Source organism: Synechococcus sp. WC101, assembly GCF_047461555.1.
Classification (GTDB): domain Bacteria; phylum Cyanobacteriota; class Cyanobacteriia; order Thermostichales; family Thermostichaceae; genus Thermostichus.
This window is the reverse complement of record NZ_JANSHG010000063.1, coordinates 1-12651: the sequence shown is the minus strand read 5'-3', so window position 1 is coordinate 12651 and position 12651 is coordinate 1. Positions and strand designations below refer to the sequence as shown.

Below are 12651 nucleotides of genomic sequence, written 5' to 3'. Positions count from 1 at the left end.
TGGCTCGCCTACAGGCCCTGGCCACGGCAGAGTCCGTAACCGGCATTGTAGGGGTGGGGGGCGGCAAGGCCCTAGACACGGCCAAGTTGGTGGCCCATCGCTTGGGGATCCCGGTGGCAACGGTGCCCACCTCCGCCGCCACCTGTGCCGCCTGGAGCGCCCTGTCCAACATCTACTCTGACACAGGTGCCTTTCAGCGGGATGTGGCTTTGGATCGGGCACCTGCCGCTTTGATTCTGGACTATGAGCTCATCCTGCAGGCCCCGGCGCGCACCCTGGTGGCCGGGATTGGAGATGCCTTGGCCAAGTGGTACGAGTCTTCTGTCAGCAGCGGCGCCTCGGAAGATGCCCTGGTGATCGGAGCTGTGCAGCAGGCCCGCGTTTTGCGGGATTTACTCTTGCAACAATCGGTGGCGGCCCTGCGGGAGCCGGGTGGCACGGCTTGGAAGCAGGTGGTGGATGCCTGCATTTGCCTGGCGGGGATCGTCGGCGGCATGGGAGGGGCCAAGTGTCGCACCGTGGCCGCCCACGCCGTTCACAACGGCCTAACCCATTTGCCGGGACACCGGGCCACCCTGCACGGGGAGAAAGTGGCCTTTGGCATTTTGGCCCAGCTCCGCCTAGAGGAGATCCTGCAGGGAAGCCAGTTGGCGCTGGCCGCCCGCACCCAGTTGCTGGCGTTCTACCGCCAGGTGGGGCTGCCCCTCAACTTGCGGGATCTCCACCTCGACCACCTGGGATCCGCCGAGCTGCTGCAAGCAGCCCAGGTGGCCTGCCAGCCAGGCTCCGATATCCACCACCTGCCCTTCCCCGTCAGCCCGGAAGCCCTGCTGGTGGCTCTTACCACCACCGACCTGACCAGCTCCAGCCCCGCCTTGCTGCGGCTTTAGGCCCGCCAGCCTCTGCCACCTTAAACTTTGCCGGTACGGGCCTGAGTTTTCCTCACCCGCCGCCGCGCCTCGCCGTAGGCCCCGGAGGTGGCGCCTGCCAAGATCAGGGCTCCGCCCAGCCAGGTCCACCCATCTGGGAGCTCGGCAAATGCCCAGAAACCGATTAGACTGGCCCAGAGCAAGCGGGAAAAATCCAGAGGAAGCAGCATCGTCACCTCAGCCAGCTTGTAGGCTTGGGTGAGGGCCACCTGGCCCAGGCTGCCCAACAGCCCCATCGCTGCCATCCACAGCCACTGCTCCGGCGAAGGCCAGGTCCAAACCCAAACAGCAGCCAAGAAGGAAAGGGGGGTCTGCAACAGGCCCATGTAGGCCGTGATCGTGAGGCTGGACTCGGTGCGGGCGAGGATCTTGAGCACAATGGTTACCCAGGCAAAGAGCGCTGCCGCCGCCAAGGCCAGCCCCGTTCCCAAAGAGAACTCCCGCAAGCCCGGCCTCAACACCACCAAAGCCCCGACAAACCCCAGGCCCAACCCCAGCCAGCGGGAGGGGCGCATCTGTTCGCCCAATACCCAGACCGCCATCATGCCGGCAAACAAAAGCTGGACAAAGCTCAGCGCCGTGGCCTCTGCCAAAGGCAAGAGGCTGGCCGCCCAGAAGGAAAGCAGCATCCCCACCGTGCTGATTGCCGAGCGCAGGAGGTAGAAGCTCATCTTGGCGGTGCGCAGCGAGTGGATCCCTGCTCGCAAAAGCAGCGGTACCAGGGCAAGAAACCCGAATAGGTTGCGCAAAAACACAATCTCAAAAGGGTGCAGGGCAGGCGTGTTGAGGCGGATGATCGCCCCCAGGCAGGCAAAGCAGAAGGTGGCCAGCAGCTTCAGGGCAACCCCTTGCCAAGCCCTCTTGTTTCTCCGCTCGGCAAGGTGATCCACCTGGTGGCGATACCCCGTCCCCAAAGTCACAGCTCACACCCAAATGGTTTAGGCACAGAGTTTTCAGCCTCGGGCTCTCAGCTTAACCAGGCTCCTAGGGATCCGGCTGCGCTTCTGGGCACTCCCTGCCGTCCACTGGCCCATCTGATCGGCGGGGCGGGGATCCCTGGGAGCTATGGCCATCTCAAATAGCCATGAACAAGTTGTTCCCTCGCTCCACAGCTCCCCTCTCCCAGAGGGAGAGGGGCTGGGGGTGAGGGGAGAGACGGGCTGGAAGGTCTAGGTCTTCTTCAGGATCTGTCGGAGGTAGGCAATCACTGTCTCTGGCTTGAGGTGGGCCATGCAGGGGTGGCCTTCCACCAGGCAGGCTTCGTTTTTGAACTTGTTTTCTGCGCAGATCCGGCATTTATAGGAAGTCTGGGTAACGTAAACATGGGGCAAGCGAGGTGCCCACAGTCGTACGGGGCTAGCTCCATCACCGTCGGCATCGTTGCCGAATAGAGCAATGGTGGGACAGCCTACAGCTGCCGCGATGTGCATTGGCCCCGCATCCACGGAAATACAAACCCGCGCCCGCTTCAGGGCCCCGGCCAACTCGAGGAGGCCGGTCTTGCCCCGCAGGTCGATCATCCCCGTCTGGATCAGGAGTTGGTCTTCGCCGTCGCCGTGGTAGAGGGATCGCTGTAGCTCGGGGGCGCTACCTACTAGCCCCACCCGCAAGCCCTGGCCCTGGCACCATTCGATCACCTGGCGCCAGTATTCAAGCGGCCACATCTTGGCGCGGCGGGTAGTGGTGATGTGTACGAGAACCTCCGGCACCGGAAAATCGGGATCCCGGCTGGGGAGCTCTAGGCGGAAGAAATCCGTCTCTACATAGGCCAGGCGGCAGAAGATCTCGGCAATGTAGTTGCTGGTGAGGATATCTTTGTAGCGCTGCAAAAACGCCAGGCTGTTCCAGTCGTCGTCCTGGAGCATGCGCTGCACCGGGTCGGAGCCGGGATCCAACTTGCGGCGAAAATCCAGGGTCAAGCCGGCCCCGGCAATGTACCGGGGTCGCAGGGCCGTCACCGCCACCAGGTTGAGCTCGCTGAACTCGTCGCAGTTGATGGCCAGATCGTAGGGCCCGGCCTGGGCCACCCGATCCCGCACTGCCGCCGTCAGGGCCTCGAGGTAATCGGGGCGGCGGCTGTAGAGGGGGAAGCTGAAGTCGATATAGGGACAGTGGAGCTCAAAGTCGCGGGTGGTCTCGCTGCCGAAAAAATCCAGGACACAGCCGGGGTATTTCTCCTTGAGGCCGCGCAAGAGGGGGACGGTGACCACGAAGTTGCCCACCTTGCTGGAAGAAAATACCGCTAGGTGGGGCCGTTCCCGCAGAGGCTGGTTGGCAAACCGTTGCATAGGGTTGGGATCCCCAAAAAAAGCCGTTTGCGTCGGCGGTGCGGAGCACGTTTGCTAGGCTAGCATCCCCAGATCCCCTTCGCGTCCAGCGCCGGGATCCCTGGGCCAGACTTTAAGGCCGGCTGGCTTGGCTGCCATCCCAGATGACCACCACGGCAAAGCGATCCAGAAAGCCGCTGCTGGCGTTCATCTGGCGCAGGTTGAAGGCGTCTTCGGCGGAGATCACCAGGTCATAGCCCAGGGTGCGCAGGGCGCGGATGCGGTGGGGCCGCTCCCCAATGCGGTTGACTAACAAGCGGGCCTGCTCTTCCGAGGTGGCGTAGGCGGCTGTGCCCTCGCTGCCCACAAAGGCGGCGTTGAGATCCTGGCCAAGGTTGATAGGCGGGTAAACTGGGTTGCCGTCGGGATCCAAAAGGCGCATCGACTGGCTGGGCAAAAAGTCCAGGCCCCGCGCATCGACAATTAACCCAGTTACCTGGGGCTCTCGCCGCCGGGATCCCGCCTCTAGGCCAGTTCCACCCCCTGGGCCCATCCCTGAGCCAGGGCTGGAGCCGCGCACCCCGCTCTGGCCGCTGCCGGGCCCGATCACGTCTCCCTGTCCAGAGCCAGAGCCGCCGCCGGGGCTGGTGCCCAACTGCCGCAACAAGTCCAGATCGAAAATCGGCCCTTCCGACCCTGCGTCCTCGACAGGAAACGCCGACTCTACGTTTTCTACCTGGTCGGGAGTGACCGGACGCCAAGGCGTTTCTTCCGGGAGGGGTTGTTTCTCAACCGCTGGGGCAGGGGATCCCCCCTGGAGGCGGTAGAGGGGAGGAAACAGGGTTTGCGCTTCAACAGCTTCCCCCGGCCAGACCAGGATCCCCAGCGCTGCCCAGATCGCTCGCATCCCTGCACCGTGAGTCCTATCTTTCCACCACCTCATGCCCACACCTCTTGGCCTGATAACCTGCGGCTCACCCTTCCCCCATGCTACCCAGGCAAGGCCGGTGCGGCAGGGGATCCCGCGCAGTCCTCTTTTGGACTGGAGAGCAGCGGCTGATGCTTGGCCGCCCATCCGCCGGCAAGGGCGGGCCGCAAGCCCATTGTGGGGATCCCTGACTCGAGATGGCGGGGAAAACGAGGCTTTGATCCCCAGCGATCCCCAAGCTCTTGACCAATAGGCAAAAATACGTGAACATAAGTTCATCATTCCTTTGATCCCCGTTGATCCCGACCTATGGTCATCAGCGGTTGGAAAACGCCAAGCAGGCTGTTACCCCAGTGGGCCAGGGGTTGCCCTTAGCCACAAGCTGGGATCGGCCTTTGGGTTAGCCAGTGGAGTGTGCGCACAAGCCCGATCTGTTGAGGACAGGAGACCCCGACCATGCCACAAGAGCGGATCCCGTTGGAAGAGATGACCATCCGGCAGTTGCGAGAAGAAGCTGCCCGCTACCAGATCCCCAAGTACAGCCGCATGACCAAGGATCAGCTCATCCAGGCTGTCCGGGAGGCCCAGGCCAAAGCTGGCCGCCCCGCCGATACAATGCCGGAGCCGAGCGGCCAAGAAGCGGTGACTGGCACCAAGTTTGTCGGCCCAGGGCGTAGCAATCCCGATCTGGTCGATGTGGACAAGCCGCTGGGGGATTTGCCGGATGGCTATGGCGAAAGCCGCATCGTTTTGCTGCCGCGGGATCCCCAGTGGGCCTACGCCTATTGGGATGTGCCCAACGAGGCCAAAGAAAGCAAGCGCCGCGAGGGAGGGCAGCAGTTGGCGCTGCGCCTCTACGACGTAACCGATATCGATTTCGAACGCCAGCCGGCCCACAGCATGCAGGAGTACCCCTGTGACGAGCTGGCCCGCGAGTGGTACTTGCCGATCCCGGTGAGCGACCGCTCCTATTTGGTGGAGATCGGCTACCGGACCGCAGATGGCCGCTGGCTGATGTTGGCCCGCTCGGCGGCGGTGATGGTGCCGCCGGTCTTCCCCTCCGACTGGTTTGAAGAGCACTTCCTGACGGTGCCCTTTGACATGCCCCTCCAGGGCCGCACCCTCTACCAGCTCACCGAGCCCTACAAGCGCAGCGCCACCGGCATGGGCGTGGTGGCCTACAAAGGCGACGAGCCGCAGCAGCAGAGGACGGCGGATCCCTTCCTGGAGATGGTGGGCGGCTTCGAGGCGATGCGGGTGGCGGGATCCCTGTTTGGCAGCCACCAGATGGGCAGCCGTCAACTGGTGCCCGAGCAGGCCATCAGCTCGTTTATTATCCCGTCGGGCGTGGGCATGATGGGAATGGCTATGGCCATGGCCGAAGTGCCTGCTGCTCCCTGGATGGCTTCCGGGTCGGGACTAGGGCTGTTCTCCGGCGCTTCCGAAGTCCTGCCGCGGCGCTCCCGCAAGTTCTGGCTGGTGGCCGATGCCGAGCTGATTGTCTATGGGGCCACGGAGCCCGATGCCACCGTCACCATCGGCGGGCGCAAGATCCAGCTCAACCCCGATGGCACCTTCCGCTTCCACATGGCTTTCCCGGATGGCAACATCGACTTCCCCATCTTTGCTGTGGCTGCCGACGGCGAGCAAAACCGGGAGATCCACATGACCTTCGACCGCCGCACCCTCTCCCGCCGCACCAACACCAAGGAGGAGGCCATCGAAGAGTTGTTGCCCTGAAGGATCCAACCTTTCCCTTCTTGCCCCCTGGAGCTGGCCGGGGGGCTTTCTTTCCTGGGCTGGAGAGCTTGACTCCAGCCATCAAAACAGGGGATCCCAGCCCTAGGAGAGGTCAATCACCTGGATCAGTTGTTTCAGCTTCTCCATCACCCGTCCAGAGCGAAGCAGGTCTTCCGCCTGTTGGATCCCTTCTGGCAAGGATGGGGCGTGGCCGAGGAGCCACAGATAGCTGCCCCCATTCCAGAGAACGGCTGGGGTGAGTTCACAGGGATCCCCGCTGAGCACCTGCTGCATCTGCCGGAGCAGCTCTTTCTCTCCGGAGAAGGGGATCTCCGGGCCTGCCAAGTGGCAATCTCTGGCCTTCAAGAGCAGCCGTTTCCCGCCCTGGTTGAGAATGGCCGCTCGCTCCCGTGGCAGGTCGCAACTGCCTTCCAAACCTTTGACGGTGGTGAATTGCCGAATCTCCCGCAGGGCAAACAGCTCCAGCATCGTGGCCTCGGTGGGAGGATGCACATAGCCGGCCACCAGGTGAAAGGGGCCTTGGTAGGGTGTCCAGACCAGCTCCAAGGTGGCCAAGGGGGGGCGCTTGCCGATTTGATCCCGGTAGTCCATCAGAGCCTGAGCCTGGGGAAAACAGGTGGGCAAATACAAAAATCCCAGCCCGGTTTGTTCCAGCAGTTGCCCCACCCGCTCCAGGGATAGCCCTCGCCAATCCACCCCCAAGCTCCGCCACACCGTTTCCAAAGGCAGCCCATACTTGGTGGGACAGAAGCCAGAGCCATGCAGCAAAACGGCTGACCCTGCCGCTGCCAGCAGCAAAGCCACCAGCACCCCCAGCGGTGCCGTCCGCGAGCGGCCATCGTAGGGATGGCCAAAGATGATCAAGGGATGAGGCAGATCCTGCCGGGGCAGAAGAGGGCCGTACTCTGCATAGGCATCCAACATACCGGCCAGCTCCTCGGCAGTGGGGCGCTTGATGCGGTGGGCAATTAAAAAAGCCCCGATCTGGGCGGGAGTGGCCTCCCCCCGCAGGAGCATTCGAGCAGCGCTGGCGGCCTCTGCCCGGCTGAGATCCTGGTGGGTGTGGGTGCCGCTGCCGATTTTTTTCAACAGCTCGCGAAACTCTTGGCTCATAGCATCGGCGGTCGGGAGCGCTGGGCTACTCAGGATAGGGGGAGATAAGGGCGGAACACTTGAAACTACCGATATGGGTATTTGACCAGAAATTTCTACAAAAGGTCTCTACAAAACCGACAACAGCCCAGCAGAGGGCCAATGGGGATCTGCGCCGGAAGCAGGCTCAACCTCAGACTGCCTGATAAGCTGGGCGGCCAACTGCAAAAACCGGCGAATGGGAGGGATCCGATAGCGATCGCTGGTGGTAACCATAACCACCTGTCGCCTCAATAGGGGGGGCTCGGTGGGTCGCACCTGCAAATCCGGATCGGCGCAGCAGTCCACCAGGGCCGACTCCGGCAGGAGGGCAATCAACTGCCCCTGTCGCACCACCCCCCGAAAGGCATCCAAGGTGTTCAGTTCCAGGGCTGCTTTCAGGGGAAGCCCCTGTCGGGCCAGATGGGATCCCACCAAGGAGCGCATGCCATAGCCATCTTTGAACACAGCCTGGGGATACTCCGCCAGCACCTTCCAGGGGATCCGCTCGTAGCGGCTGAGGGGATGGGTGGCGGGCATCAATACTTGAATTGGCTCCGAGTACAGTGGCTCCACCACCAGCTCTGCCCCCCGCGTCATCAGGGGGTTCTCCATCACCAGGGCCACGTCCACCAGCCCATCCCTGAGCACCTTCAAGGCGCGGTCGCTGCCCAGAGCGGTAACCCGCAACTGCACCTCTGGGTACTCCCGGCAAAACTGTTGCAGCACCGGCGGCAGTTGATGGGCGATCAGAGAATGGATCCCAGCAATGCAGAGCTCGGTTTGCTGGCCCTGCAGCCATTCTCGAATGCTTTCCTGAGCCCGCTGCCATTCCTGACAGATGCGACGGGCATGGGGCAAAAGCCGTTCCCCAGCTACGGTTAGAGCCACCGGGCTTTTGCGATGCAACAGCGGAGCGCCCACTGCTTCTTCCAGGGCCTGGATCTGGCGGCTAATAGCCGATTGGGTCAGACCGCTGAGGCGAGCAGCGGCCAAAAAGCTGCCCGTTTCCACCACGTTCAAAAAGGCTTGCAACAACTCCAGCCGCACTCGGGATCCCTTGATTTGATGTGATGATGTAGCCTGCCGTGGTGGCATCCTAGCTGGGGAAGCGGTAGGCTTTTGTAAACACCGTTACAAGTTGTTTGTTGGACTGGGGATCCTCAAGCCGGGAGGAGAGGAGGCAGATGGGCTGGGATCCGACCTTGCTGGAGGGGCTGCTCAACTCTGCCATTCCCCACCTTTTCCCCGCTGCCCAAGTGGCCATCCGCCACAAGGGAAGGTGTATCTACTCAAGGGCGGCAGGTTATCTCGACCCTGAGACCCGGCGCCAACCGACAACCTCGGCCACCCGTTTTGACCTGGCCTCGCTGACCAAGCTGTACACCGCCACCGCCTGCATGGCCCTGGTGGAAGCCGGAGCGTTGCTGTTGGATCAACCGGTGAGTCTCCTGTTGCCGGAGTTTCAGGGATCCCGCCCCATTGCCCCCTATGAAGATCCTCTGCAGCCGGGGAAATGGATTGCTGTGGAACCGGAATCCTTAGGCCAGCTTGTCGCAACAGAACAGGTGACGGTGCGACAGTTGCTGGCCCACACCGCCGGTTTGCCCGCCTGGCGGCCCCTGTTTCGACAGCCCGATGCCGAGTCTGCCCGGCACATGGCTTTGCACACCTTTTTGGCCTACAGGCCGGGATCCCGCACAGTCTACAGCGATCTTGGATTGATCCTGCTGGGGCTGGCTTTGGAACGTCTGAGCGGAACCCGTCTGGATCAGATCTTGTACGCCCGGATCTTGCGGCCTCTGGGCCTGAGCCAAACTCAGTTTTATCCGGGGGATCCTTTCGACCCACCCCCTGTCTCTGTCTCTTGTGCCCCCACCGAGCTGTGTCCTTGGCGAAAGCGCCGCCTGCAGGGGCAGGTTCACGACGAAAATGCCGCCCGCCTGGGCGGGATCGCCGGCCATGCCGGACTGTTTGCCACGGCAGAGGAAGTAGCCGCTTTCGGAGAGAGTTTTTTGACGAGATCCCTGTTGCAGCCGCAGACGGTGAGGGAAATGACCCGCGAGCAGTTGCCTCAGCAAGGGGATGCCCACCGCTGTCACGAGCGCCGGGGTTTGGGGTTTGCCTTGCGCTCCCCGGATCCCTTGGCCAGCAGCTACCCGTTCAGCCCCAGCGCCTTCGGCCACACCGGCTTCACCGGAACCTCCCTGTGGATCGATCCAGAGCGGGAGCTGGTGGTGGCGCTGCTCACCAACGCCGTCTACCACGGTCGGCAGGAGAACGGATTCCAGGCTTTCCGGGTTGCCTTCCATCAGGCCATCCTAGAGGGGCTTTCTTGATCATTGAGTTCCTGACCGTTCCCGCTAGGGTGCCGTAGGCATAACCGAGGCTGAGGTGGACGAGACCTTTTACCGACAGTTGGCAGACATGCTGATACATTTACGCTGAACACTGCTGAACATCACTGTTCAACTATGCAGCGATAGCATTCTGCTTGTTTCCATTCGCGTTAGCGGGACGGAGTCCAAACAGAATGGCGGTATCCCGCAAAGCTTTGAGTAGAATACCCAAAGCGCAGTTTCCGTGTCGTCTTACTACCAATTTTCTGCTTTGCTTTGGCTACCATGTTGGCAGACTCGAAAGTAAACAGAAAGATCAACTGGTAGTAATCCGTACTGAACATATTATACATTATTTTCAGTATAGTTGAGCTTATTATTGACTAGAGTCATGCTCTCCCGCGGGCCGCTGGTGGTGGCCACGGTGGTCCGCACCCAGGGATCTGTGCCTCGCCAGGCGGGGGCGAAACTGGCTGTGGGATCCGATGGCACCCTGTTGGGCACTGTTGGCGGTAGGGCTGCCGAAGCGGAAGTCATTGCCCGAGCGCAAACCCTTTTGCAGACCGCTGTTCCCGTTGGCGATGGCGATGGGGAGTCCTCGCCGGCTGGGATGCAAGTTTCCCTTGACCTCAACAGCCCTCCCTTGGGCGTTTGCGGGGGACGGATGCACATTTGGCTACAGCGATGGCAGGGATCCCTTGCCCAAACATTGGCGGCCCAGATCCTCCAGGCTCTGACCCAAGGGCCAAGGGCTTGGCTGATCACTCCCCTCCATCCTCAGGGGTTCCCCTACCTCAGGCTTGGCGACAGCAATGTGGAGCACTTTGCCCCCCTGCCATCCCGCCCACAGCTCCTCGCGGGATCCTGGGTCGAGCCCCTCCTCCCTTCCCCCACCCTGCTGATCGTCGGAGCGGGCCACTGCGGCCTGTCCCTGGCCCAGATCGCCCATTTGGCCGGCTTTCGCATTTGGGTTCAGGACGATCGCCTGGACTGGGTAACCCCTCAGCGCTTTCCCGTTGCCGAGCGGCTGTGCTCAGAACCCTTTGCCCAACTTATCCCCCATCTGCACAGGATCCCGCAGCTCTACATCGCTCTTGTGACCCGCAGCTACAGCCTCGATTGCCAAATCCTGCGGGCCATCTACCACCCCGGCCTGACCCCCCACTACCTGGGGATGATCGGCAGCCGCAAGCGGGTACAAACCGTACTGCGAACCCTGGCCCAGGAAGGGATCCCGGAGACCGCCTTCAGCTAGAAATCGCAGGAGCCCCGCACTGTACCCGTAGGGTCAGTGTCGGGAGGAATGCGGAAGTTACGATAGAACCATGACCCAAGTCCTGACCGTCTCCTGTAAGCTCAAGGTGTCCCAGTCGCAGGCCGCAAAGTTGGACGCGACCTTGGATGCCTTTGTGCAGGCGTTGAACTGGGTCAACCAAAACACGCCCGAGAAAGTCACCAACGCCGTTAAACTTCAATCTCTGTGCTACCGCGAAATCCGTGCCCGGTTCGGCTTGTCCAGTAACTTGGCTCAGCAGGTCTGCAGACGGCTGGCCGGTGCCCGCAAGGTTGCCCGACAGAAAAACCGCCCCGTCAAAGCGTTCAAGGGGGGCTTCGCGACCTATGACGCTCGTATCTTTTCGTTCCGCGAGAAAGACTGGACGGTGTCGCTGACCACGGTTGAAGGGAGAGAACGCTTTGAGCTAGCCATTGGCCGTTACCAGAGAGAACAGTTGGCGGGCTCCAATCCCAAATCGGCCACTCTGGTCAAGCGCAGAGACGGCTCCTACTACATCCAGATTTGCGTAGAGAAAAACCCGCCCAAGCAACAAGATACCGACAGGGTGATCGGGGTGGACTTGGGCAGGACGGATATCGCCCATACGTCAGAGGGGGACAATTGGAATGGACAGCAGTTGAACCGAGTCCGCGACCACTACTCCAAGCTGAGGGCGGCACTCCAACGTAAAGCCAGTAAGGGCACACGCAGTTCGCGGCGCAGATGCAGAGAACTGTTGCAACGGCTGTCTGGCAAGGAAAGACGCTTTCAAACGTGGGTCAATCATCGCATCTCCAAAGCTATTGTCTCTAGGGCAAAAGCCACAAACAGCGCTCTTGCTCTGGAAGACTTGACAGGGATTCGGGAAAGGGTCAATCAACAGCCACGCAGCAAAGCCGAACGGCGCAGGGCCAACAGTTGGGCGTTTTATCAACTCCGTCAATTTTTGGAGTACAAGGCTCTGCGTGCGGGGGTTGCTCTGATTCTTGTTCGGCCTGCCTACACGTCGCAGACCTGCCACCGGTGTTTGCACATCCATCCCGACCCTGCGCAATCCTATCGCAGTGGGAAGCAGTTCAAGTGTGGGCACTGTGGATGGGAAGGGGATGCGGACTGGAATGGGGCCAACATGATTGCCAAGCTTGGGGCTGTCGTAAACCAGCCTAGAGGCCCGTGGTTGGCTTGCCAACTGCAGGGCTACCGAAAGCCCGCCCTGTACTGCGAAGCAGTCAGGGCCGGGTAGTTTACTCGGCTCTTTGCCCCCATTGGCCTGGAGATCCACGCCGAAACCCCCGCCGAGATTGCCATCAGCATCACCGCCCAGCTCATCCAGGTGCGACGGGGATCCTCGAAGACAATACCCACACAAAAGGGCGAAACTTAGGCGTAGGCTTGCCGGTTAGCCGGAGGACAGGCTAGACTGGAAAAACGGCGCGGGGTAGAGCAGCCTGGTAGCTCGTCGGGCTCATAACCCGAAGGTCACTGGTTCAAATCCAGTCCCCGCTATAGGAACTCAACATCTGCAGGCATTGGGAGAGCTTCTCTAAGTTGTCTTGAGCCGAAGCTAGGAAGACGGTGCATGGATCCGCGGGAAATCGAGGCGTTGATACAGGCTGCCCTGCCCGGAGCCAAGGTGCAGGTAGAAGATACAGTTGGCGATGGCAACCATTTTCAGGCTGTCGTCGTAGCTGAGCAATTCCAAGGCCTCCCCCTCATCAAACAGCACCGGCTGGTGAACGAGGCCTTGAAGCCCTACCTTCAGGATGGCCGTCTCCACGCCCTAGCCCTCCGTACCTTTACCCCTAGCCAGTGGGAGCAGCTTCGGAGAGCAGCCCCCGGCTCAGCTTGAGCGGGCTTGCACTAGCCAAAGCTAATACGGAGCAGAGAAAAATCATCCTCAAGATCGGCCTTGCCGCGGAAAGACTGAATGTGCTGCAGAACGTGATCGAGGCCAACGCAGGCATGCTTGCTTAGGAAGGACTTCCAGTTCTCTATCCCCCAGATCCCTTCCGAGCTGGAC

General features: G+C 61.4%; 13 protein-coding genes, 1 tRNA gene and 1 pseudogene. 9 read left to right on the top strand and 6 right to left on the bottom strand.

Going from position 1 to position 12651, the window contains the following annotated elements; all coding sequences use genetic code 11:
• The coding region (locus tag NW809_RS06055) for an iron-containing alcohol dehydrogenase family protein (RefSeq protein ID WP_414401738.1) at positions 1-890 on the top strand (890 nt) is incomplete at its 5' end.
• A gap of 20 nt (positions 891-910) precedes the next feature.
• On the opposite strand, the gene NW809_RS06050 is transcribed toward NW809_RS06055, so the two are convergent.
• The 3 genes from NW809_RS06050 to NW809_RS06040 form a co-directional block, all read right to left on the bottom strand.
• Positions 911-1849: a DMT family transporter gene (locus NW809_RS06050; RefSeq protein ID WP_240530484.1), complete on the bottom strand. Its 939-nt coding sequence runs from the start codon at positions 1847-1849 to the stop codon at positions 911-913.
• Positions 1850-2098: 249 nt separating this feature from the next.
• A complete protein-coding gene (locus tag NW809_RS06045) occupies positions 2099-3217 on the bottom strand; it encodes a glycosyltransferase family 9 protein (protein ID WP_414401737.1) in 1119 nt (372 codons plus the stop codon).
• A gap of 112 nt (positions 3218-3329) precedes the next feature.
• Positions 3330-4103 carry a hypothetical protein gene (locus tag NW809_RS06040; RefSeq protein ID WP_414401736.1) on the bottom strand — a complete coding sequence of 258 codons (774 nt, stop codon included), beginning with the start codon at positions 4101-4103 and terminating at the stop codon, positions 3330-3332.
• A 34-nt stretch (positions 4104-4137) separates the two neighbouring features.
• Between NW809_RS06040 and NW809_RS06035 the strand changes: the two genes are divergently transcribed.
• Positions 4138-4377 carry a hypothetical protein gene (locus NW809_RS06035; RefSeq protein WP_414401735.1) on the top strand — a complete coding sequence of 80 codons (240 nt, stop codon included), beginning with the start codon at positions 4138-4140 and terminating at the stop codon, positions 4375-4377.
• 203 nt (positions 4378-4580) lie between these two features.
• Positions 4581-5864, top strand: a complete 1284-nt coding sequence (locus NW809_RS06030; RefSeq protein WP_414401734.1) for a DUF4912 domain-containing protein — start codon at positions 4581-4583, stop codon at positions 5862-5864.
• 102 nt (positions 5865-5966) lie between these two features.
• Here NW809_RS06030 and NW809_RS06025 read toward each other — a convergent pair whose 3' ends face one another.
• Together NW809_RS06025 and NW809_RS06020 are read right to left on the bottom strand one after the other, a co-directional pair.
• Positions 5967-6998, bottom strand: coding sequence for an anthranilate phosphoribosyltransferase family protein (locus NW809_RS06025; protein WP_414401733.1), 1032 nt, complete (start codon positions 6996-6998; stop codon positions 5967-5969).
• A gap of 108 nt (positions 6999-7106) precedes the next feature.
• Positions 7107-8066, bottom strand: a complete 960-nt coding sequence (locus NW809_RS06020) for a LysR family transcriptional regulator (protein WP_414401732.1) — start codon at positions 8064-8066, stop codon at positions 7107-7109.
• Between the two features lie 137 nt (positions 8067-8203).
• Here NW809_RS06020 and NW809_RS06015 point away from each other — a divergent pair, with 137 nt between their 5' ends.
• From NW809_RS06015 to NW809_RS05995, 5 genes and pseudogenes are all read left to right on the top strand, one after another.
• A complete protein-coding gene (locus NW809_RS06015) occupies positions 8204-9355 on the top strand; it encodes a serine hydrolase domain-containing protein (RefSeq protein WP_414401731.1) in 1152 nt (383 codons plus the stop codon).
• A 391-nt stretch (positions 9356-9746) separates the two neighbouring features.
• Positions 9747-10610, top strand: a complete 864-nt coding sequence (locus NW809_RS06010) for an XdhC family protein (protein WP_414401730.1) — start codon at positions 9747-9749, stop codon at positions 10608-10610.
• 70 nt (positions 10611-10680) lie between these two features.
• Entirely contained in the window at positions 10681-11874 is a 1194-nt protein-coding gene (locus tag NW809_RS06005) for an RNA-guided endonuclease InsQ/TnpB family protein (protein ID WP_414401729.1), read from the top strand.
• Between the two features lie 15 nt (positions 11875-11889).
• Positions 11890-12015 (top strand): annotated as a pseudogene (locus tag NW809_RS06000) (hypothetical protein); the annotation flags it as partial.
• Positions 12016-12063: 48 nt separating this feature from the next.
• Positions 12064-12137, top strand: a tRNA-Met gene (locus NW809_RS05995).
• 58 nt (positions 12138-12195) lie between these two features.
• On the opposite strand, the gene NW809_RS05990 is transcribed toward NW809_RS05995, so the two are convergent.
• Positions 12196-12408 (bottom strand): hypothetical protein, encoded by a 213-nt coding sequence (locus NW809_RS05990; RefSeq protein WP_240527422.1) that lies wholly within the window; start codon positions 12406-12408, stop codon positions 12196-12198.
• Here NW809_RS05990 and NW809_RS05985 point away from each other — a divergent pair.
• On the top strand, positions 12346-12480 hold the full coding sequence (locus tag NW809_RS05985; RefSeq protein WP_240527876.1) for a BolA/IbaG family iron-sulfur metabolism protein: 135 nt from the start codon (positions 12346-12348) through the stop codon (positions 12478-12480). The genes NW809_RS05990 and NW809_RS05985 overlap by 63 nt on opposite strands.
• The last annotated feature ends 171 nt before the right edge of the window (positions 12481-12651 follow it).

Coding starts and splice junctions, on each gene's coding strand:
- NW809_RS06045 (WP_414401737.1), bottom strand. CDS start 3,217: ATGCAACGGTTTGCCAACCAGCCTCTGCGGGAACGGCCCCACCTAGCG.
- NW809_RS06040 (WP_414401736.1), bottom strand. CDS start 4,103: ATGCGAGCGATCTGGGCAGCGCTGGGGATCCTGGTCTGGCCGGGGGAA.
- NW809_RS06035 (WP_414401735.1), top strand. CDS start 4,138: ATGCCCACACCTCTTGGCCTGATAACCTGCGGCTCACCCTTCCCCCAT.
- NW809_RS06030 (WP_414401734.1), top strand. CDS start 4,581: ATGCCACAAGAGCGGATCCCGTTGGAAGAGATGACCATCCGGCAGTTG.
- NW809_RS06025 (WP_414401733.1), bottom strand. CDS start 6,998: ATGAGCCAAGAGTTTCGCGAGCTGTTGAAAAAAATCGGCAGCGGCACC.
- NW809_RS06015 (WP_414401731.1), top strand. CDS start 8,204: ATGGGCTGGGATCCGACCTTGCTGGAGGGGCTGCTCAACTCTGCCATT.
- NW809_RS06010 (WP_414401730.1), top strand. CDS start 9,747: ATGCTCTCCCGCGGGCCGCTGGTGGTGGCCACGGTGGTCCGCACCCAG.
- NW809_RS06005 (WP_414401729.1), top strand. CDS start 10,681: ATGACCCAAGTCCTGACCGTCTCCTGTAAGCTCAAGGTGTCCCAGTCG.